The organism is Psychrobacter immobilis (assembly GCF_904846065.1).
Lineage (GTDB): Bacteria > Pseudomonadota > Gammaproteobacteria > Pseudomonadales > Moraxellaceae > Psychrobacter > Psychrobacter immobilis_H.
This window is the reverse complement of sequence record NZ_CAJGZV010000001.1, coordinates 1435523-1458253: the sequence shown is the minus strand read 5'-3', so window position 1 is coordinate 1458253 and position 22731 is coordinate 1435523. Positions and strand designations below refer to the sequence as shown.

The window sequence follows — 22731 nt, the reverse complement described above, 5'->3', positions numbered from 1 at the left end:
CATATTTATCATTATCTTTCTTAATTCATAAAGTCTTGCTCATAAAAAAGCGCCTAATAAATAATTAGGCGCTTTTTTATATTGCGAAGCACGGTTAAATAATTTTGCCACTAGCATGTATTGGACAATTATTGACTAAAGTAGTGAATACTATTAATCATCACTCGGATCACCTGCTGATGGATTGGGATGCCGCAGTTTTGCCACATCTTCAGCAGTCACGGTATCGGTAAAACCATTTAGGTCACTGACCACATATTGAGTAACCGCCGCTATCTGCGCATCGTTCATCATTCCATGGAATGAGGGCATGCCACGAAAGCCATTAATCAAGATATCGATGATGTAATACTTTGATTGCATCTTACTGTTATTCGCCAGTGGCGGATAATAGCCTGCACCGTAAGCACCCTCGCCTTTGTGCATATGACAAGCCGCACAAGAGTCGTGATACAGCTTTTTGCCATCTGTCGTTACAAAGCCATTTGTGCCTTCAAACTTTGCGTCCCATTCAGTAATAATTGGGTCGTCTTCCATATTGGGCAATGAGCTGTCGTCTACAATATTGATAGCAGGTGCAGTAAGCTCCTCACGGCTCATATAAACGCCGCCCCACGCATCCGTATTTCGGCTTGCTTGATAGTCATTGGTTGTTAGGGAATCCTGATCTTGTACACTGGAAACCGTCACTTCATCATCTGACTGTTGACTACAGCCCAACAGTGCTGTACTGCTGATCCCACTCAGCAGCACTACCGTCAGCAGTTTGAGTGTCATGTTTTTCATGACTTTTTTCTTCAAGATTGCTTTCTCCACGATTGCCTTCTTCACAATTGCATTGTCCATGATAGCCTCTGAATCTTATAGTTATTTATATAACCCAAGCGTTATTAAACCAGCATTTTTGCTTTTTTATGTAGGCGCTTTGCGGCATCCATACCAGATAAAATAGCGCCTTCTTGCCATGCTGGAATGTGTGAGCAATGCTCGCCTGTCAGCACAATACGATTATCAATACTGCACAAGGTGTCGTAATGCTGACGACGGGTCGACTCATTCCAAATACCGTAACAGCCGAGCGTCCATGGGATGCGGTGCCAGACAACTGATGTCCCTGCGCGGAATTCTTTTGGATACTGAGGATGGATGTATTTACCATAAGCAAGCGCAACATTAATACGTTCTTGCGGCGTTAAGCTATTAAACTTATAAGACGTCGGACCATAACCATACGCACCGAGTAGCACGCCCGTACCATCTTTAAACATATTTTGTGACGGGTAGGCAATCTGAGCAATGGGCATGTCGGTATAAGTCAGACCACCAAATATCCATTCATCTTCTTCCCAAAAGCGGCGGTTGAACTCTAGACCGACTTTATAAGAGGTCTCATAAGGCACGGCGGCCATCGCCTGCTTCATTGGTTTGGAGACATTGATATCCATCTGCGTTAATACAGTTAATGGAATATTGCACACGCACCAGTCTGCACGAATGGTCTTGGTGGCACCATCTGGGCTGTTGCTGTCTACATAATCGACAGTGACGCCACTGTCATCTTGATGAATTTTAATAACCTTTGCATTAAACTCAATCATATCGCGGCATTCACGGGTGAACGCATCACCAATTTTCCCCATACCACCTACTGGCTGAAACATCGTCGGTTGATGACCATAAGTCATATGGTTGCCATAAATATCTGCCCACATACCTGAATCTAGTATCTCACTAATCGGCAAAGGTTTTGATGGCGTCGCATCAGGCATCAAGCCACCACCTGGAAACACACTAAAGCCGCGATGTTTACTGGTCTCATTACTGGCGCGGTAACGATAATCTTTATCCAGCACCCCCCAGCCTTTTAAACCTTCTAATAGCTTTTCTTTGTCCTCAGTATTGACCGAGCGATCAAGACCACCGACGTTAACTGATTTCGATAGCAGCTCGGCGACATGACCTTGGATATCGTTTTTCACATCACCCAAACGCTGCGGCACGCCGTCGAAATGAGTACTGCGATGCAAATAAGCACGATCATTGGTTTGAATAAAGGGCTGCATTTCAACGCCAAACTGTTTGCAATAATGGAAGACGGCATAATGATGGCTTGGCAGACGCCACGGTCCACCATTAAAATAATTGCCCTCTTCAAAATCACAAGTGACTTCTTCGCCGCCAAGCTCGGTATATTTGTCCCCACTGTTCAATGTCCAGCTACGACCGCCGCCACGATTTTGATATTCGAGCACTTTGACATCGTAACCCGCTTTACGTAACTCATAAGCTGCAGTCAGCCCGCCAAGACCCGCACCAAGAATGACGACACTAGCGCCAGGAGGTGCACCTTTAAGATCCATGGTCTCTTTAAAACTCGACTCTGACGCAAATCCTAATGTCGTCATCGCCTGATACATCGCAGTCGCGCCCGCTGTTTTACCAATCATCGAGAGCAGTTGGCGCCGCGTTGGTGATTGAAGTATGTCTTTCATAATAATGTCCTTAAAGTAGACGTTCCTGCAAGACGGTAGGCATATGTATTATTAATCAGCTCGACTTAGTTCTACGTCTGTTTTTCGAGCTGTTGTGCCTTACCATGTTGCCTGTAGATCTTGTCCTATAATAAATATGTGAATCGTCTTTATAGAATCAATGAATTAACGACGGCGCCTAGACCGCAAGATGGCTCGTATAATAAACACAATGATAATAATGGCCACGATGATACCGATTACTGCCAGTAAGCCCGCGTATTTGATTAAGAAGGGCTTGTCAGTACCTGTCGTTGCGATACGGTCAACATCACTAGCACTCACCTCACTACTGTTGAGACCACCAAAATTCACACGCACATAATTGGTAATACCAGCGATTTGCTCGCTATTTAGCTCATCTGAGAACCCTGGCATGATAGGTGATGTGTTAGTCGCACCTTCTACCCCATGAAGGATCATATTGACCAGCGCATCAGGTTTCTCACGGCGAATACTGCTGAGTCCAACGATAGGGGCGTAACGCGCATCAGGCTGACCATAACCATCAACGCCGTGACAGCTACCACAGGCTGCCAAATATAGCGATTCTGGTGAATTGCTGCCATTACTCACCTGTGCTTTGGCTTGGGCTAAATAATCTTTTTGCGCCAGTAAATCATGAGTGATAGATTCGCTAATGGGTGTTGGTAAACGCGAGACATCAACGGCTGCGACCTTATCATCTGTTTGGATAGCAGGCACCGCTTTTAGATAAGAAGCAATGGCATTCAAATCTTCATTTTTTAAGTAGCGCGTACTATGTGCAACCGCCTCGCCCATAGGACCACCCGCATAGGCACGCTGGTCAAGCTCACCAGTACGCAGATAAGTGACGATATCTTGTTCACTCCAACTACCGATACCGCTCGAATCGTCAGGCGTGATATTTGGTGCATGCCAATGACCAAGCTGAGCACCTGATAGATACATTTTTTTATCGAAACCCATAGTACTATTACGCGGGGTATGGCAAGTACCACAGTGCTCTAAGTTATTGACAATATATTCACCACGTTGCTGCGTCTCAGTGAGACCATCACGGTTTTCAGTAGACGGGACATTAAGAAAATTCCAGCCAATCATTAAGCTGCGAATGTTAAAGGGAAACGGCAGGTCAGTTTTATATTTTGGTGCTTCATCGACAGCAGGTACGGTTTGCAGATAAGCAAACAACGCACTGATATCTTCTTCTTTCATGCCACTATAAGAAGGATATGGCATGGCAGGGTAAAGCATATGGCTTGGCGTACGACCTTTTTGCAACGCGTTCTTTAGGTCCGCTTCGGTATAATCACCGATACCATAACGTTTAGACGGGGTAATATTGGTTGAATAGATATCTCCCATCGGCGTTTCGATCGCTGTACCGCCAGTATAATCTTCGCCATGACATGCCATGCAATCGGCTGCACGGGCAATGTAAGCACCGCGATTGACAAGCTCACTATTGGCTGGACTAATATTAGGTAAACTGGCATTAGGCAAGCTAGCATTAGGCAAGCTAGCATTCGCTAGGCTGGTATTGACGACGCTTGCGCCTTCAGCCATCGCAGCGCTGGAGGTCATACCAATGACGAGCATCGATAACATCACAGAAAGTGGCTTCATAATATCCTCATATAGCTGGCACCTAGGGTGTTGTAATTATTATTAGGATGAATGATTGAGATGAAACATTTAGTATTGAGCAAGCCTTAATGAGTGACGACTTGTTATACTCAATTGATAGTCCATTAAATGAGGTAGCAAATCATCCAGTAAATGCTTAATACAGTAGCGTGGTAAAAGTAATTTCATAAGCGTAGTTACTAAGCATAGTTACTAAATGATGTCTACTCACTCTACTAATGTAAGACTATTTCGCTACTATTACTTAATGAGTAACGTATTGGTCTCAAATTTTTACAAAACGTAAAGAACCGCATTGTCATTATCAGTTTTTGATAACGTAATATGTTTTTTTATATTGTAATAATAGGTCATTTAAATAATACCTTTAAAATCAGTAACTAAAGTTCTATTTTTTTGGTGCATATCTTTTATAAAAAACCTATCATTGTAGATAGCTGTCAAAAATTTGCTTCATTTTTTGTCATCATCGATTTTAGTTGTACATAATAGATACATAGACTTAAGTTAGCACTCGCTTTTTTATCAGTCATATTTTTATAATGCTATGAAACAAGCTATTGCAACGCACCATATTTTGTTTATGATAGGCGCTATTTCCACATTGCCGATCGCCGCCTGAGACACCACTATGAAGTTACCGATTCTTGCTTATATACTTACATCAGCCCTGTTAATGACAGGCTGCCAATCATTTCAATTTGTCGACAGCCCTATCCCTGTGAATACCACCCCTACCAATAATATCTTGGTCAAAAATACGCTTGCTACCACTGTGCAGGTTCAAAATAATACCAGTACAAAAAATCAAAAATAGTGCCATCACACTCATAAAATAAGCAAAAAAAAAGGCAGATATCGGTTTGATATCTGCCTTTAATGTTTAATAAATTACCTTAAATGATTCAATAGCCATTCATTTCAAGGGCGTGCCGCTGGCTGATGTTTGACAATTGTCTTGGCCAAATGATCGCCGAACCAAATAGCTGTATCAATATCTCCCCGTCCTGGCGTTTCCTCAGGGGGACCATCAAGCGACTGGGTCATCAAGCCCAAAAAGCTAGATAAACGGTTTAAATCGTGAGCCTCATGACCTGTCGGCATCAGCGGTAATCCAATCCAGTTCATACCATGCTGCATCGCATACAAAGAAATCTGCTGCAATACCGCCAGCTTATCACCACTCAGCCCACCAGAGTTGGCAAAAGCGGCTGCCCACTTGCCTTCCCATTTACGATGATACCAGCGCTTTGAGGTTTCATCCATAAAAGTCTTAAATTCAGCAGTGACACTACCCATATATACGGCACTACCGAAAACCAGCAAATCCGCCTGATCCAAATAATCCCAGTCAACCTTGTGGACATCAACGGCTTTGGCCTGTGCTGCTGGCAATTGCTGATGCGCCCCTTTAACGATCGCTTCAGCGACGCGCTTGGTATGACCGTAGTTGCTATGATAAATAACAGCAATAGATACAGTCGGTATGCTATCAGTAGTGGACGATTTGGCAGGTGTATTCATACAAACTCTAATAATGGCTATAAATGGTTAAATAAAAACAATATAAGTTCAACAGTTAATTGCGCGCAACAGCAAATAGCGTAATCCTACGCAGCGCCACGTACAATGACCAGCGCCATTCGACCTGTAGCAGGCTGTTGCAAATGCGTTTGACGCCGATAAGAATAATAGTGGTCATCAGTATAACTACAGCTGCTAGATAAGGTGTCATCTACTATAACGCCCGCCGCACTAAGCTGATCCGCTGCCAACTTTGGTAAGTTTATCTTGATTTTTCTCGTGTCAACTGTGTTACAGCTTGACAGCTTATCAACCGTATCCTGTACATGTTGATTATTGCTATCGCCTTTAATAGTAGCCACAGAATCTATGACATATAACGAATCAAAATGTTCAATACTGGCTGTGTTCAATAACTTATTTTCTGTGCAACCTTTCAATAATTGATTGCGAACTTGAGCGCCAACTTCATAGCTGTCTTGACTGATACAAACACCAATCCAAGCTTTGATTTGTCCCGATTGCGTAAAGCATTGCACAGTCGCTTGAATAATCCCGCAAGCCAGACCTTGCCAACCCGCGTGAATCGCTGCTATTTGACCACTAGCTGGCTGATATAAGACTATCGGTACGCAGTCAGCCGTCATTATCGCAAGCCCAAGCCCTTGTTGCCGACTGACCATCGCGTCAGCAGACATTGGCGTCATACCTAGCGCCGTGCCATCAACATCATGAATTTGCTTACCATGAACTTGGTTAACCCAGTGTAAGCGTTTGATGGGTACGTGTTGGCATGTCGACGATAAGGGTGCAAGCTGCTCATTGATGGCAGATAATAAACGCATGCGATTGCTCAGTACTTTTGCAGCATCATCATTGACATGCAAACCTAAATTTAGCTCACCATAATTCGCTTGATGTTGCTGTCGTACCAGCTGTTCTGTAGGCTGGTCTTGTGATTCAACATCATCGCTTGAAAAGGCAGCCGTTTGAAAAACAGCCACATCATCAATCTGTGCAAGCAATGTCATAGGAAACTGACGAGTCATGGCTGATTTACCGTCTTAATGAGTCATTTTTATGTCACGGATCGCTATTTACTACTAGGCTCTGTTTTTTACAAGCGACTTTACGCTCTCGCCTACAAGGAGCGGTCTACTCGTCATCATAGCCATCACTTAGCACAGCCATTAACTGCTGCATATCTTCAGGCAGTGGTGTGGTGACTTCGATATCTTCACCAGTCGTTGGATGCACGAAACCCAGTGTGTAGGCATGCAAGGCTTGACGTGGAAAATTATTAATCGCTTGACGCTGGGCTTCTGTCAGTCCTGCCCGCAATTGACGACGACCACCATAGACACGATCACCCACTATCGGATAAGTAACATGACTTAAATGCACACGAATTTGGTGCGTACGTCCCGTTTCAAGACCTACATCCAACAAGCAATAATTGCCGTTAAGCGCGGTCACATTCAGTAAATGTGTCACAGCTTCACGTCCTGCCGTCATTACCGTCATTTTAGTACGCTGATTACGGTGACGACCGATTGGGGCGTCAATACGGCGATGGCGCGATAGACTCGCTGCATCCCCTGCTACCACACATTGATAGTGACGATAGACCGACTTGTCCTTTAGTTGCTCCATCAGCGCAAGCTGTGCTGGCTTGGTTTTACCAATCAACAATAGCCCTGAGGTATCTTTATCAATACGGTGCACCAGACCTGCACGCGGCAGATGGTGCTGCTGCGGATAGTGATACAGCAGTGCATTGACCAAGGTGCCGGTTTGGTTACCCGCACCAGGATGCACTACCATGCCAACAGGTTTATTGATGACCAATACGTCATCATCTTCATAGACCACATCGATGTCTATATTTTCTGGTTGATCTTCACTATGCTGCTCTAATGTGGTGGTTAACTGCAGCACATCACCCGCTCTGACACGAATTTTCGGTTTTTGCACGCCATCGTTATACAGCAGGCTGCCATCACTGATCCAACCTTGTAATTGAACACGTGAGAAATCGGTAAATATTTTTGAAGCCAATTTATCAATACGTAAACCAGCTTCGTCTTCTATAACCGTATGCGTCATATTAATAATTACTGGCACCACTTGACCGGCGGCTGACGCTTCATCATCGTCGCTATCATCAATGTCGTCAGCATCTTCATCGCTGCTATCTATCATATCGTCGTCAAGCTCATCACTATCTTTTAACATAGCTTCTTCTGACACAGCGTCTTCTAAAACATGATCGCTATGGCTTTGCTCATCAAGCATCGACTGATTATCGTCAGGTAATTCACTATTATTTAAAACGTCATTTGGCATCGGTGACTCTTGTGCTGATGAATCAGTCTGTCGTGATTGATTCGGTGGTAAATGGGTAGTCATAGCATTATTATTCATAGCAGATTTATATATGGCAAAGCGCCTGACATGGTTTTGAAAGGTAGCTTTTGAGAAATTTCTAATAAAGTGTTAAGCGTAACGCTATAAAAAACAAAAGGCCATTCGCTATCAATCGCTTATCATAAAAGCGATCGTCGTCGAAAAAAGCGGAGGCAATACCATGCTAGTGTAGCATGCCAAGCGCCTAAGCCCTATAGAAGCTGTGTGTTATCTGTCATTTTTTGATTATACCGCAGCGAGCGTCAGCGCCGTACTTAACTCTCTAAAATATGACATTGCTGTAATTTACTGTATATTTATCAGTGTCAGCGACATTCGATATCGCTCGTGACAGCAGCTCATGTTAAAATGTCAAACTGACATGCGTTGGTGTACAGCTCATTGCGAGCAGCAGCATATCGCACCTGTGTTGCAGTAGACTAATAACTGTACGATACTGACTCAAATTCGATGAGCACGATTGGATTAAGTACAATATAGATGGCGAAAAAATAGACGAAGCAAACGTTATTCTATAAAGTATAGCCATATTTTGCTGTATGCTATGCCACTGTACGCTTATCGAATTTTTATTAAAAGCATTTGGTTTGATATAAACCCTATGCCATCAAGCGTTTTTTAATAACGATAACTGGTATGTCCGATGATTGACATAGTAGATGACAGACCACTATTGATGCCTACGCATCGTTTTTTATCATTAACCTAATATCTAGTATGATAGCGTCGCTGCTATTATACGTCTTGTGTCGGAGAAGAAGTATGCAAGCTGTTGGCAATACGTTTATCAAACTGTCCTCAATAACCCTACTTGCGCTAAGCGTAAACTTAGTGGGCTGTCAGACTTTCAAAAACCTGACTGGCGGTAAAGACGTCGATGCAGTAGAAACTGCCGAAAAATCAGAGCAGAACTATTATAACGACGCCATTACCCAGATTGATAAAGGCCGCTATACACAAGCCATCGAAGATTTGACCAATCTGCGCACTTTTTATCCTACTGGACAATACGCTGAGCAAGCATTACTCGACATGATGTACGCACAATATGCCAGTGGTAAGTATGAAATGGCAGCTGCCAGCGCTGAGCAATTCATTAACCTATATCCTTCTAATCCGCAAGTCAGCTACGCTTACTATGTGCGCGGCGTCGCCAATATGCAAGGCTCATCAGAAGGCCTGAAACTGTTTAAGCTCAATCAAGCTGAGCGTGATACCGCCTATTTACGTATTGCCTTCGCTAACTTTCAAGAGCTTATTAACAAGTACCCTAACAGCCCTTACGCGCCAGATGCCGCTCAGCGCATGACTTTCATTTACAATCAGTTTGCTGAAAGTGAGATGAGTGCAGCCAACTGGTATATCGAGCGCGAAGCTTATGTCGCTGCTGTTAACCGTGCCAAATGGGTGTTTCAATACTATCCACTTAGTGAATCCATCCCAGACGCAATCGCGGTCTTAGCTTATAGCTATGATAAATTGGGTATGTCTGATTTGGCAGCAGAATACAAAACTCTATTGCAGATTAATTATCCCAACATGTTAAGTGCCGATGGACGCGTTAAACTCGACACCAAACGTGAGCGTTCTTTCATCAACAAATTGACTTTTGGACAGTTAAGTCGTTTTAACAAAGATACTTCATCAGTTGCGACAGGCGACTATAACGGCGCGACCAAAACTCAGGTTATTCGTAACGCCAGTCAATTAAGACTGCCAAGCGATAATGCAGCAGCCAGTGCAGCGCAAGGTACTTCACCTGTGCGCGCTAATACTGGCATCAATGTCGGCTTAGGTCTGCCTGAAGCATCCGCTGAGCGCATTACTAGCCAATCGAGCACTGGCTCTACGGCAAGAGAAGCCAATGTCGATCCGCAAAACACCAATCCTGTACGCCGTACGACATTGCCTGTTCAAGGGATTGATATCCTGCCAGCAGATGTCGATATGAATGATGAATAAATGCGCTAAATTTGAGGCAACGTCTCTCTTTTAATTAAGAGAACGTCTCTTCTTTTTAGTACATCAACGCACATCATGAAAAAAATAAGGTCAACAACAGAGTTGGCCTTATTTTTTCTGTTTCTGTTTCATTATCTATGCCCAATATTGTTTGTGCCCAATATTGCCTATGCTTAAGATAATACACCTATGGTAAACTGTTTTTTGCATGAGTATTCCAAATCACATTCTCGACCAATTAAATAGCCAAGCTGACTTAATCAGTATCATTGGGCGTCATACGACGCTTAAACGTGCTGGTAGTGAGTTTAAAGGCTGCTGTCCATTTCATGGCGAAAAGTCGCCCTCTTTTTATGTCAATCCACAAAAAAACATCTATCACTGCTTTGGCTGTAGCGTCGGCGGTAATGCCATCAGTTTTTTACGCGATTATGAAAACTTAACTTTTATTGAAGCGGTTAATGAGCTATCAAAGCAGACGGGTATCGAAGTTCCAAAAGAAGAACAACAAAACGTCAGCTATCAGCGCCGTGCACCAAAACCGATTGCACCACCGTCAATACCTAGTCCGACTATCGACGCTAAAAGTCCTGCTCAAACAATTGATGTACCTTCTATTAACGCTACTTCGGCTATTCAGCAACAAAACCAGTACGGCGATACCGATCAACCCGTTTATCACGATAGTAGCAACGGCTACGATGAGTATCCACCGCTAAATGCTTACGACTCAGCGTCTTATCCAGAAGATTCTTATGGCACAGACTACCAAGATGATAATAGCTATCCGCCAGCATGGTTGACAGGTGGCGATACTGACGCTGCGGCATTGTACGATGATCATAGCGTTTCCGATAAAGACGGTAACCTGTATGAGCTGTTAGAGCAAATCCAGCAGTTTTATCAGCATAATCTCACCATTCATCCGCATGCTAAGCACTATTTTTTATCGCGTGGTATTACAGAAGACATCTTTGAGACCTTTGGCTTAGGCTATGCGCCCTTTGGGTGGCAGCATCTTGAGCATCAGTTTCCACAAGATATTGAAGGCTTAAAGGCGCTTGGTTTGGTGCGCCAATCAGAGTCAGGGCGCGATTATGATCTACTCCGTGATCGGGTCATTTTCCCGATTCGAGACAATCAAGGACGCACCATTGGTTTTGGTGGGCGGGCGCTCGATGATGAAGTCAAACCTAAATATATCAACTCATCTGACTCGCCCGTTTTTCATAAACAGCATGTGCTGTATGGCTATTACGAATCACGCCAACAACGTGCCGACAGCTGGCTAGTGGTCGAAGGCTATATGGATGTGATTGCCCTCTATCAAGCGGGTATTTATGGTGCTATCGCTTCGATGGGTACGGCGATCAATGAAAGCCAAATCTCGCGGCTATTGACACTCAATCCAACGCTAACTTTAAGCTTTGATGGCGATAGCGCAGGACAAAAAGCGGCTTGGCGTACCCTTGAAGTGGCTTTGCCAGTACTGGCCGATGATAAAGAACTGCGGTTTTTAACCTTACCTAATAATCATGATCCTGATACTTTTATTAAAAGTCAGGGCGGCGATGCCATGCGTGAGCAAATCGCGAATGCCATGCCATTGTCACAGTATATTTTTGCCTATTTAAGCGAGCGTTACGATTTAACCTTGGCAGAAGGCAAAGCCAAGCTCATGTCGCAAGTGCGCGCTCTGACCACTGCCTTGCCTAAAGGCAGTAGCTTTCGCTATTTGCTGAACAATGACGTCTATCAGAAGCTGGGTGGTAAACGTAGCCAAAATATCGAAGCCAAAGATGCGCTGCTAGATTTTGATGGTGACATGACCATCAGTCAGCAATTGCAACTTTGTTTTTTGTTTCAGCCACGCGCCTTAATTGAAGACCCTATCGAAGCCATTTGGCAGCAGGCAGGTATTAATGATTTACAGCTGCCAGCACACATCAAGCAAAAGGCCGCGCCTGACATCTTGCGTCCGCTTGCTTGGGAAGATTTGCAAGATATCGCCTTGCTGGATATCGTTAGCACCATCAAACGCTGCCTGAATCATTTACCCACAGATGCCAACGCCGCCGCACACTTTATATTGTCTAATGTCAAACCAATCACCCAAGAAACACTTAGCCGTAGCTGGGGCGGATTTTATAAGACATTAATTGGCAGAAATATTTTGAGCTTGGATGAGTTGATCGAAAACTTGGTGATGCAGTTGCTCAAGTTACATCTGCAAAAAAAGATGCAAGAGCTCATCAAAAATCCTGATCATATCAAGCTGGCGATTGTCCGTAAGCAGTCGCAATTATTAAATGATTGGTTACGCGCGCAGCAAGCTGAGCAGTCAGCGCAGATGGTTACCGTCAAATCTTAATGTTTGCCATTATTTTTGCTAAAAAATCTCCAACCCTTTAAAAGTATAGCGGCTGCCCCCACTACTAATGATTATGCCCAATAGCATGTATTGCTATTTAATCATTCAACTGACAGCAAATAATCAGTAAAAAACGGTCGGTAGATATCACTACCTCGTGCTTGATTACGCTGGTGTGTGTTAAACTATGTCGCTATATATTTATAGCCCGACTTAATAGATGGCGATAAATCCGCCTCATTAAGCACAAATTTTAGATATTATTTTGAAGTATCCGTTTTTAGGTACCGTTATTTTTATATATTATTTTTTAGATAATGTTATCTTGAAGACTTTTTAGCGTTACTAATTTCTAGCAGTTTTTTAGCATTGTAATTGTAGTATTTTGAGCCTTTATTCATATCAACTCATTTTTGATATTATTGACAACCTCTACGCCATATTTTGATGAATCGATTGATTATATCAACGCACTGAGCGAGCGATAGCGCGTCACAATATAAAAATGTCCGATGCAAGTAAGCGAGTATTTATGAACGATAAGTCAGTTTCTAAGTCCACATCTCAACTGGCCACCTTAATCCAAATGGGTAAAGAGCAAGGGTATCTCACCTATGCTGAGGTGAATGACCAACTGCCCGACTCTATTACCGAAAGCGATCAGATCGAAGATATTGTGCAAATGCTGACCGACGTTGGTATCAAAATCTTTGAATCTGCGCCTGATGCCGATGATATCTTGATGAACGACGATTCAAGCGATGATGACATGGCAGCGGATGAGGCAGCGGCGGTATTGGCCTCTGTTGAGACTGAGCCGGGTCGCACCACTGACCCTGTGCGTATGTATATGCGTGAAATGGGTACGGTTGATCTATTGACCCGTGAAGGTGAGATCGCCATTGCCAAACGTATCGAAGAAGGTATTCGTGACGTACAGCATGCGATGTCTTACTGGCCGGGTACCGTACAGTTCGTCCTTGATGAGTATCAAAAAGTACAAGATGGCGAAAAAAAGCTTTCTGACGTCATTACTGGCTTTTTAGATCCTGAGACCGAAGCAGACAAAATCGCTGCCCAAGAAGCAAAAGAGGCAGCAAAAGAAGAACGTGAACGCATCAAAGAAGAAAAAGAAAATCCACCTGTGATCAAAGCAAAAGCCAAAGCAGCGGCGCTTGATGATGAGGACGAGGATGAAGACGACGTTGAAGAGGAAGCTGAAGAAGAAACCAGCGGTATCGATCCTGAAGAAGTACGTCTGCGTCTAGAAGAAATCGAACACTTATTTATTAAAGCCAAGCAAGCCTTGCTAGATTATGGCCGTGGTAGCACAGAAGCAGATACTGCTTATGCTCTACTTGCCGAACGCTTTATGATGCTAAAGCTGAACAATCGCTTGTCAGACCAAGTGATGGCTATCATGCATGACGTCTATGACGACGTGCGTAAGCAAGAGCGTCAAATCATGCGTTTGGTCATTCGCCGTGGTCGTATGCCGCGCGAAGAATTCCGTAAGACTTTCCCTAGCAACGAGACCAATGTTGATTGGTTGATTGAACGTATTAAAGGTAAGCCTGCGTTTGCTGGTACGCTAGAAAAAGTCACTGATGATGTTATTTTATTGCAACGTCGCATTCGTGACTACGAGCAACAGCTCGACATGAAAATCCACGATATGAAAGACGTGGCACGCCGTATGGCAGTCGGTGAAGCAAAAGCTCGCCGCGCCAAAAAAGAAATGGTCGAAGCTAACCTGCGTTTGGTTATTTCTATCGCGAAGAAATATACCAACCGTGGTTTACAGTTCTTGGATCTAATCCAAGAAGGTAACATCGGTCTGATGAAAGCGGTTGATAAATTTGAATACCGCCGTGGTTATAAGTTCTCGACCTATGCAACATGGTGGATTCGTCAGGCAATTACCCGCTCTATCGCTGACCAAGCGCGTACCATTCGTATTCCTGTACACATGATCGAGACGATTAATAAAATAAACCGTGTCTCACGTCAGTTGCTACAAGAAATGGGACGCGAGCCAACGCCTGAGGAGTTAGGTGAACGCTTAGAGATGGACGAAGTTAAAGTCCGTAAAGTACTGAAAATCGCCAAAGAGCCTATCTCTATGGAAACGCCAATCGGTGATGATGAAGACTCACATCTAGGTGATTTCATCGAAGATGGTACTATCTCAAGCCCTGTTGATGATGCGACCGCAGCTGGTCTGCGTGAAGCGACTCGTGATGTATTGGGCAATCTGACTGAGCGTGAAGCACGCGTACTAAAAATGCGCTTTGGTATCGACATGCCAACTGACCATACCTTGGAAGAAGTAGGTAAGCAGTTTGACGTAACACGTGAGCGTATTCGTCAGATTGAGGCAAAAGCACTGCGTAAATTGCGTCATCCGTCACGCTCTGAGCATCTGCGTTCGTTCTTAGAGAATGATTAATCATAAAGCAAACTAAGCACCAATAAAAAAGCCGAGTTTATCTCGGCTTTTTTGGGTCATCGATTTGATGGCTCGAGTGCTATAACTACATGTCTTCATCAAGGAATACAAGAACGAGCTTGCAATGGCACTATACAATATATATGATTCGTATACATTTCATATACTAGGTAAAATAATGGGTATTGTTAAGATTGATGATGCGCTACACGAAGAGCTTCGTAAAGCCAGTGCGGTAATGGTACGTTCGATTAACGCGCAGGCAGAGTATTGGATAAAGATAGGTATGTTGGCCGAGGCCAATCCTCACGCATCTTATACCGATATCATCAGCGAGCAGTTAAAACGAGCAGATGTTAATATAGGAAATCTTATCGATGGCTAAAATCGCGCTAAAAACACCTGAAGAATTGGCCATCATGCGCGAGTCTGGACGCTTATTGGCATCGGTTTTTGCTTACCTAGATACGCACATGGTCGCTGGCATCTCCACAATGACTGTCAATGATTTAGTCGAGCGCTATATTGTGGATGTTTTGCAGGCGCGACCTGCCAGCAAAGGTCAATACGGCTACCAATACGTGCTCAATACTTCTGTCAATCAAGTGGTTTGTCATGGTGTACCCTCAAGCAATCAAGTCCTAAAATCAGGCGACATCATCAATGTAGACATTACTTTAGAAAAAGGCAGCTTTATTGCCGATTCTAGCAAAATGTATATGATTGGCGATGTGATGCCCTTAACAAAACGCCTCGTCGATAACACTTATGAGGCCATGTGGGCAGGTATCCGTGTGGTCAAGCCGGGCGCAACGCTCGGCGATGTTGGGCATGCCATTCAAAGCCATGCCGAACAGCACGGTTACTCTGTCGTTAGAGAATACTGCGGGCATGGTATCGGTCGCGAAATGCACGAACAGCCTGAAGTTTTACATTATGGTCGCGCTGGTGCAGGCTTGGTTCTAGAACAAGGCATGACCTTTACTATTGAGCCAATGATTAATCAAGGCAAAGCCAAAGTAAAAATGAAAAAAGACGGCTGGACGGTGGTGACTGCAGACAAAAAGCTTTCTGCCCAATGGGAGCATACCATCGCGGTGACTGCCGATGGTTATGAAGTGCTGACGCTGCGTGAAGAAGAGACCCTTTAAAGCGTGCTTACCGTTCCCCTTGCTGCTGCGCAATACAAAAGTGATTTGAGTATTTAAGTATCATCTTATTATTGCCATATTGGTAACTACTGATATGATAGGTCGCGATGATTTGAGTATACGCTGATTGATACCTCTGTCATCGCTTTTTTATACATGCCATCGATAGGAAACCGACATGATTGTCCGGCAAACCCCAAACGCCCTCAAGATACTTTTTACCCTGCACGGCTCTGTCATTCCAAAAATTTATCCGCAAATTTTGCTGATCGCGCTTCTCAGCACACTTATAACAATTATTCAGCACTGGCTTCCTGACTCTTTTCCTTATTATGGTATGGCTCCTTTTACCTTGCTAGGAATCGCGTTGTCGCTATTTCTTGGATTTCGCAACAATGCCAGTTATCAACGCTGGTGGGAAGCTCGAGGGCTTTGGGGTCAGTTGGTATATGATGCGCGTAGCTTAACCCGTCAAGTGCTTTCTTTTATAGATACTGATACCGAGAATGGGCACGAGACTGGGCGAACGATGGTTTACCTGACCATTGCTTTTGCGCATGCTGTGCGCCATCGCCTGCGCGGCTCGTCACCTTGGCATGATGTCGAGCCTTTTGTCGCATCGAAACACCATGATAGTATGCGCCAAGCGCGCAACCTACCTGATTACATCATGCGCCTCATGGGTAAGCAGCTCGGCGACATTCGGCGTCAAGGACTGGTGTCAGAGCAAGTCATACAGAACATGGACGAGCGCCTGACGTCTATGACCATTGTATTGGCGGCCTGCGAGCGCATTCATAATACACCGCTGCCGTTTGCTTATATGCTGCTGGTCCATCGCACGACCTATCTGTATTGCATCATGTTGCCTTTTGGCTTGGTGGCCTCGCTCGGTTGGGTGACCCCACTGATTTGTGCCGTGATCGCTTATACCTTTTTTGGTTTGGATGCCCTCAGTGAAGAGCTAGAAGAGCCTTTCGGCTTAGCCGCCAACAAACTACCCCTGACTGCATTGTCGCGTACTATCGAGATTAATCTGCGAGAAGCACTAGAAGAGGCAGATATTCCGCCTGAGATCACTCCTATCAATGGCTATTTGCCATAGCCTCTTAGCTGAATGATTATAAAGCATAAATTAATCAATGCTAAATGAGACAGTGTCCCATAAACATGTTGCCTTAATTTATAAGATATTTTTTAATATCCTACCGTCGGGTAGCTAAATAATATAGGCAATCGTAGAGCGTTTATGAATAAAAAATACATTTGAAAATAGTGATTTCTTTCACCATTCTCGTGGTACTTGATCAGCTTAATAAAAGGTAAAAACTTGCCTATTTACGCTTGTAAGACAACCTTTATTCATGGTTTTTTGCGCATCACTTGCTAATGATAACTGAATTCGTCTACCATAGAGCCGATTGCTTAAGTACGAGCAGTTTAAACTTATATAAACTTTATATTTATTTCTGAAAAATAAACCTTGTCGGGGTGCTTTGATTTTTGATGCTTTAACTACAATTCAAAATCATGGCTGAGAGTTACCCGCGAACCTGATGCAGTTAGCACTGACGTAGGAAACAAGCGTGACATTTTATAGCACACCTCTTAAGCATACATTGCTAAGCAAGCCTTGCCAGTTTATTCATATAATCTGGTAAGGTTTTTTTGTGCCTGCTCACTGATCACCTCCTACTCTTTGCTTACTCGCATTTTATAACAGTAAGTGAACACTATGAACTACCAAACATTACGCCACCATTGCCCCACATGGGATGACTACATTCAGCATGATTTTGTCAAACAGCTAACAGCAGGTACGCTCGCCCCTGACAGCTTTCGTCACTATCTTGTGCAAGACTATTTATATCTTATTCACTATACCCGTGTGATGGCGTTGAGCGTGTATAGGAGTGATACGCTGGCACAAATGCGAGTCGGTCAAGCAGGCATCAATGCCATGCTAGATATGGAAATTGGCATGTATCTCGATTTATGTCATGAGTGGGACATCCCACTTAAAGAAGTAGAAAGCGCTTCTGAATCTGCCGTGACTATTGCCTATAGCCGCTACCTATTGGACGCTGCCATGTCAGGCTCATTAGCTGAGCTTTATGCGGCAATTGCTCCTTGTTTGATGGGCTATGGCGAAATTGGCAAACGCATTAAAGAACAAGGTTTTGTCGCGGACAATCCTTACCAGCCATGGATTGATGTCTTTGCCAGTGACGAATTTCAAGCGATTACCGCGCAGAATGAAGCGCAGATTAATACGCTACTAGCACAGGCTAACCCCGCTCAGGCAGACAAATTCCAACAGTTATTTAATACTGCTTCACGTATGGAAGTGAATTTTTGGCAACAAGCGCTTGATCTGTCCTAGCCCTATGCAAAGTGCTAGCTTTATGGCAAATACTTTTATATACCATATTTATTATAAATAAAATTTAACTTAACCCTAAACATAATAATGGACACACTCAAGGAGAAACATCATGGCAGCATTTGATGAACATGCAAGCGCGTATGACAGCTGGTTTTTTGACAACCAAAACTTACTGACCAGTGAGCTAAAGCTGGTCGCGCATTTCTTAGATAAGGATAGTGAGATATTGTCTATCGGCTGCGGTAGTGGACTGTTTGAGTCACTATTGGCGCAGGATTATGATATCCATATCAGGCACGGCATTGAGCCTTCTAAAGACATGGCTGAAATCGCTAAAAAGCGCGGCTTACAAGTGGATATTAGTCCTGCCGAGACTTGCGATATTGAGCCAAATAAGTTTGATATCATCATGTTTAACGGCAGTGTCAGCTACATCAACGATTTGGATATCTGTATTAAAAAGGCATTTGATGCCTTAAAAACCGGCGGCAAATTGATTGTTATCGATGTGCCAAAAGAAAGCGGTTTTGCCAGCTTATATAATTTGGCCAGCTCATTAAATACTTGGGAGCATCCGCTACTTGCGCATATCTCTCCTGCTGATCCCTATCCTATTGAGCTGGTTAAATCAGCAAATTGGCGCACCTCTGATGAAAAAATCGCGCTGATGCAAGCCAATGGTTTCGTCGATTTTGAGTATGCGCAGACCTTACTGACCCATCCTATGTATGCCAATGACAAGGTGCAAGAAGTCATCGAAGGCTATGACCGTGGGGATTATGTCGCTGTTTGTGCTTATAAAAAATGAGCTGATATGTGTATTAACATTTGATTATCATGGATGACTGAGCAAAATTTATGACAGATCACAGTGATCCATAGCATACTGTCATTGCCATTTTAGCACTTGAATTATAAGTTTAGTGCCACTATAAATGGTGAATAAAGCTCTTATGCTAATAGCTAACATTTAATAAAGCGAGGCACACATCATGACTGACGATCCAAAAGACAGCACCAATCAAAACAACAACCAAGCACCAGCAAATGAAAAATCAGTAAAAATGACCAACCTAACGCCCAATCAAGGTGTGATCACAGGCAAAAGGACGGATATTCAAAATCCTGAGCTCTGGGACTTTCCAATGAACTATCCACTTAGCATCATTGGTCATGAAGGCGAGCGTGAGAACTTACTCAATGAAGTGAAGCTTATTTTGGGCAGTCAGTTCCCTGATTTCGATTTGGCCTCGATAGAAGTGAAACCGTCTAAAACGGGTCGCTTCCATTCAGCACGGGTCAATCTATATCTTACAGCAGCCGATCAGGTCAATGTACTGTATGCCTCACTCGACGCTGCCAAAACAGTCCGTTTGGTCGTATAAACAGATAATTGTCGTTTAAAAAAAGCCAGCTGCTTTTCCGTCGAAATCGTCACTCGCTATTAATCACATACGGGTGGCGATTTTTTGTGGTTTGCTGTACAATCTGCGCCCTCATGATTATTGTTCTATATCCCCTTATTGGTGGGTCATTTACTCGCGAATGAAAAGCAAATGATCCTACGATTTTTACAAAAAACTTATTATTTGAGTCAATCGCGTCTAACCCTTACCCCATCGTCCTTTGCTAAAATTCGGACACAGCACAACCTCACAGCAACATAGTTTGATGCTAAAATCAATATAGTATTTTCAAAATTTTCCCGCTATATTGTGCCTACCTACTAACAAACACGCTATATGTAGTACTCAGTGAATTTAATTGTCACTATGAGTAGCGGTAGATTTTTGCCTAAAAAAACACCTATCGCGGCGCAAGCATCGTAGCATTATAAAGAATGCCTGCCGTTTACTGACTGTGCAGCATCACTATAAGCAACATTATAAATAATTACCAAGTTATCAACTTAAGAGGGCAACATGACACACATCGACAAAATCAAAGTGACCAAACGTGACGGACGATTAGAGCTTATTGATTTGGATAAAATTCATAAGGTAATCGAGTGGGCAGCTCACAATTTGGATAATGTGTCTGTGTCGCAAGTTGAGCTAAAGTCGCACATTCAGTTTTATGAAGGTATCAAGACTCGCGATATTCACGAGACCATCATCAAGTCAGCAGCAGATCTTATCTCTGAAGATACGCCTGATTATCAGTATTTGGCTGCGCGTTTGGCGATTTTCCATCTGCGTAAAATTGCTTACAATAAATTCACCCCGCCGCACCTTTATGATCATGTCAAAAAACTGACCGACGCTGGTAAATACGATCAGCATATCCTAGCTGATTATAGCCGTGCTGAGTTTGATGAATTAGAAGCATATCTTGATCACTGGCGCGATATGAACCTTGCTTATGCCGCTGTTGAGCAAATGGCAGGTAAATACCTCGTCCAAGACCGTGTCAACAAGACCGTCTTTGAAAGCCCGCAGTTCTTGTACATGCTGGTTGGTATGTGTTTGTTTAGCCGTTATGACAAATCAGATCGTTTGGACTACGTAAAGCGTTTTTACGATGCGACGTCGCAATTCAAAATCTCGCTACCAACACCTATTATGGCAGGAGTGCGTACCCCATCGCGTCAGTTTAGCTCATGCGTATTGATCGAATGTGGTGATAGCCTAGATTCTATCAACGCGACCACCAGCGCCATCGTACGCTATGTGTCACAGCGTGCTGGTATCGGCATCAACGCGGGTCGCATCCGCGCCCTTGGTAGCCCTATTCGTGGCGGCGAAGCACAGCATACCGGTTGTATCCCATTCTATAAACTGTTTCAGACAGCTGTTAAATGCTGCTCACAAGGCGGCGTCCGTGGCGGTGCAGCGACGTTGTTTTACCCATTGTGGCATTTAGAAGTTGAGTCATTATTGGTACTTAAAAACAACCGCGGCGTGGAAGACAACCGTGTGCGTCATATGGATTACGGCGTACAGCTAAATAAAACGATGTACACGCGCCTCATCAAAGGTCAAGACATCTCGCTATTCTCACCAGGTGACACGCCGGGCTTGTATGATGCGTTCTTTGAAGATCAAGACAAATTCGAAGAGCTATACACCAAGTACGAAAATGACCCAAGCATTCGTAGCCGTCAAATCCCAGCCGCTGATTTGTTCAGCCTAATGATGCAAGAACGTGCGAGCACGGGTCGTATCTACATCCAAAACGTCGATCATTGCAATACGCATAGCCCATTTGACCCAACGGTTGCGCCGATTCGTCAGTCAAACCTATGTATGGAAATTGCCCTACCGACCAAGCCACTTGATAATATCAATGACGAAGAAGGCGAAATCGCGCTTTGTACGCTATCAGCGGTCAACTTGGGTAAAGTCGACAACGTCAGCGACATCGAAGAACCAGCTGAGCTAATCGTCCGTGCGCTTGATGCCCTGCTTGATTATCAAGACTATCCAGTTAAAGCGGCTCAAAATGGCAGCATGCGTCGTCGTACACTCGGTGTGGGCGTTATTAACTATGCGTATTACCTTGCTAAGAATGGCGTGCGCTATTCAGACGACTCAGCATTGGGTCTCACCCATCAAACATTTGAAGCGTTGCAATTTTATCTCTTGAAAGCGTCAAACAAATTGGCAAAAGAGCAAGGCGCTTGCCCTGCGTTCAATGAGACGACGTACTCGCAAGGTATCTTGCCGATTGATACGTACAAAAAAGATTTGGATAAAATCTGCCAAGAGCCGCTACATCTCGATTGGGAAACCCTACGTACTGAAATCACCACTCACGGTCTGCGCAACTCTACCCTAACCGCCTTGATGCCGTCTGAGACCTCTAGTCAGATCGCCAACGCGACCAACGGTATCGAGCCACCACGTGGTTTGGTGTCTATCAAAGCGTCAAAGGACGGCATCCTAAAGCAAGTCGTGCCTGAGATTGATAAGCTAAAAAATCAGTATGAGCTACTATGGCAAATGCCAAACAATGACGGTTACCTACGGCTGGTCGCTGTCATGCAGAAATTCGTCGATCAAAGTATCTCTGCCAATACCAACTACGATCCCGTTCGTTATGAAGGCGGTCGTGTACCAATGAAGATATTGCTTAAGGATTTACTAAACGCGTATAAGCTTGGCGTGAAGACGTTGTATTATCACAACACCCGTGATGGTGCGAACGATGCCCAAGCGGATATGGAAGATGATTGTGCTGGCGGTGCATGTAAGATTTAGGCTAGAAATATTGGAAATACTATCCTGTTACTTTTAAAAACTATAGGTGACAGGATATTTACTATACCGATCTTAGCTTTTTAGCCAGTTTTAATAGTA

The 22731-nt window shown here is 43.9% G+C and carries 16 protein-coding genes; 10 read left to right on the top strand and 6 right to left on the bottom strand.

The window, feature by feature from the left end:
* Window positions 1–153: 153 nt before the first annotated feature.
* The 6 genes from JMW64_RS06095 to JMW64_RS06070 all read right to left on the bottom strand — a co-directional run bounded on the left by JMW64_RS06095 (window position 154) and on the right by JMW64_RS06070 (window position 8096).
* On the bottom strand, window positions 154–786 hold the full coding sequence (locus JMW64_RS06095; RefSeq protein ID WP_201555039.1) for a c-type cytochrome: 633 nt from the start codon (window positions 784–786) through the stop codon (window positions 154–156).
* A 104-nt stretch (window positions 787–890) separates the two neighbouring features.
* Window positions 891–2492: a flavin monoamine oxidase family protein gene (locus tag JMW64_RS06090; protein WP_087815198.1), complete on the bottom strand. Its 1602-nt coding sequence runs from the start codon at window positions 2490–2492 to the stop codon at window positions 891–893.
* 165 nt (window positions 2493–2657) lie between these two features.
* Window positions 2658–4142, bottom strand: a complete 1485-nt coding sequence (locus JMW64_RS06085; protein WP_201553723.1) for a cytochrome c — start codon at window positions 4140–4142, stop codon at window positions 2658–2660.
* A 942-nt stretch (window positions 4143–5084) separates the two neighbouring features.
* A complete protein-coding gene (locus JMW64_RS06080; RefSeq protein WP_087815192.1) occupies window positions 5085–5687 on the bottom strand; it encodes a flavodoxin family protein in 603 nt (200 codons plus the stop codon).
* 86 nt (window positions 5688–5773) lie between these two features.
* Window positions 5774–6736, bottom strand: a complete 963-nt coding sequence (locus tag JMW64_RS06075; protein ID WP_201553722.1) for a polyphenol oxidase family protein — start codon at window positions 6734–6736, stop codon at window positions 5774–5776.
* 106 nt (window positions 6737–6842) lie between these two features.
* Window positions 6843–8096 carry an RluA family pseudouridine synthase gene (locus JMW64_RS06070; protein WP_201553721.1) on the bottom strand — a complete coding sequence of 418 codons (1254 nt, stop codon included), beginning with the start codon at window positions 8094–8096 and terminating at the stop codon, window positions 6843–6845.
* Between the two features lie 780 nt (window positions 8097–8876).
* Between JMW64_RS06070 and JMW64_RS06065 the strand changes: the two genes are divergently transcribed.
* From JMW64_RS06065 to nrdA, 10 genes are all read left to right on the top strand, one after another.
* Window positions 8877–10076: an outer membrane protein assembly factor BamD gene (locus JMW64_RS06065; protein ID WP_087815188.1), complete on the top strand. Its 1200-nt coding sequence runs from the start codon at window positions 8877–8879 to the stop codon at window positions 10074–10076.
* A 208-nt stretch (window positions 10077–10284) separates the two neighbouring features.
* Window positions 10285–12447 carry a DNA primase gene (locus JMW64_RS06060; protein ID WP_201553720.1) on the top strand — a complete coding sequence of 721 codons (2163 nt, stop codon included), beginning with the start codon at window positions 10285–10287 and terminating at the stop codon, window positions 12445–12447.
* A gap of 532 nt (window positions 12448–12979) precedes the next feature.
* The gene (rpoD, locus tag JMW64_RS06055; protein ID WP_045452235.1) at window positions 12980–14896 is read left to right on the top strand and encodes an RNA polymerase sigma factor RpoD; all 1917 of its coding nucleotides are present in this window, start codon (window positions 12980–12982) and stop codon (window positions 14894–14896) included.
* A 178-nt stretch (window positions 14897–15074) separates the two neighbouring features.
* Window positions 15075–15281, top strand: coding sequence for a ParD-like family protein (locus JMW64_RS06050; RefSeq protein WP_045446174.1), 207 nt, complete (start codon window positions 15075–15077; stop codon window positions 15279–15281).
* Window positions 15274–16047 (top strand): type I methionyl aminopeptidase, encoded by a 774-nt coding sequence (gene map, locus JMW64_RS06045; RefSeq protein WP_087815184.1) that lies wholly within the window; start codon window positions 15274–15276, stop codon window positions 16045–16047. Before JMW64_RS06050 ends, map begins: the two co-directional genes overlap by 8 nt.
* A 178-nt stretch (window positions 16048–16225) precedes the next feature.
* Window positions 16226–17152: a bestrophin family protein gene (locus JMW64_RS06040; RefSeq protein WP_087815182.1), complete on the top strand. Its 927-nt coding sequence runs from the start codon at window positions 16226–16228 to the stop codon at window positions 17150–17152.
* Window positions 17153–17782: 630 nt separating this feature from the next.
* Window positions 17783–18430: a thiaminase II gene (tenA, locus tag JMW64_RS06035; RefSeq protein WP_087815180.1), complete on the top strand. Its 648-nt coding sequence runs from the start codon at window positions 17783–17785 to the stop codon at window positions 18428–18430.
* A 112-nt stretch (window positions 18431–18542) separates the two neighbouring features.
* Window positions 18543–19241, top strand: coding sequence for a class I SAM-dependent DNA methyltransferase (locus tag JMW64_RS06030; protein ID WP_087815611.1), 699 nt, complete (start codon window positions 18543–18545; stop codon window positions 19239–19241).
* 256 nt (window positions 19242–19497) lie between these two features.
* A complete protein-coding gene (locus tag JMW64_RS06025) occupies window positions 19498–19818 on the top strand; it encodes a YbeD family protein (RefSeq protein ID WP_045446256.1) in 321 nt (106 codons plus the stop codon).
* A gap of 537 nt (window positions 19819–20355) precedes the next feature.
* Entirely contained in the window at window positions 20356–22632 is a 2277-nt protein-coding gene (gene nrdA, locus JMW64_RS06020; protein ID WP_087815613.1) for a class 1a ribonucleoside-diphosphate reductase subunit alpha, read from the top strand.
* The last annotated feature ends 99 nt before the right edge of the window (window positions 22633–22731 follow it).